Annotated in this window: 1 protein-coding gene; it reads left to right on the top strand. The window is 33.0% G+C overall.

Annotated features, from left to right (window positions below; genetic code table 11):
* On the top strand, nucleotides 1-585 hold a 585-nt coding region (locus SM447_RS29580), incomplete at both ends, for a hypothetical protein (protein ID WP_474576151.1).

Here is a 585-nt window from a genome sequence, read left to right as displayed (position 1 = left end):
CTTACAACCAAAAAATTTGAAATTATAGAAACTTATGGTACTGGTGCCATCGTCTCCTATTTTTTTGATGGTTTGCATATTGGTGTGATAGATATCACTTTTGCAAAAGATCTACAACTTCATGGTGTTCGAAAAAAAGAGGTTTTAGAACTCTCTTTTTTGATAGAAGGAGAACAGATTATCCATTTACACAATCATAAAAAAAAACTCATCTACGAAAGTCCAGAATGCTACCTTACCTATATCAACAAAACAACAGGAACTGTTTCTTTTCACAAAAACAAACGATTCAAAGAGATAAAAATATCTATGAATCAAGACTTTATAAAAAAATATCGACTACTAGAAACCTATGAAATGAATAAGAACGATACACAAGTATCTTCCTCAGAGTATTGTTTCCAACCACTATGCTCCAAAACACAGCAACTACTTACAGAACTCTTGTCTGATACGCATGAGGGTTTACTAAAACGCTTATTTTTAGAATCAAAAGTACTTGAGCTACTGGCACTACAACTCGACACTTCAAAAAACAACTCCCCCAAAGCCACATCAAATGATCACAAAATCTCTAAAAAACTC

Source organism: Micromonospora aridisoli (genome assembly GCF_056150025.1).
Note: the sequence above shows the minus strand (reverse complement) of the source record. Positions and strands in the feature narration are given on the sequence as shown.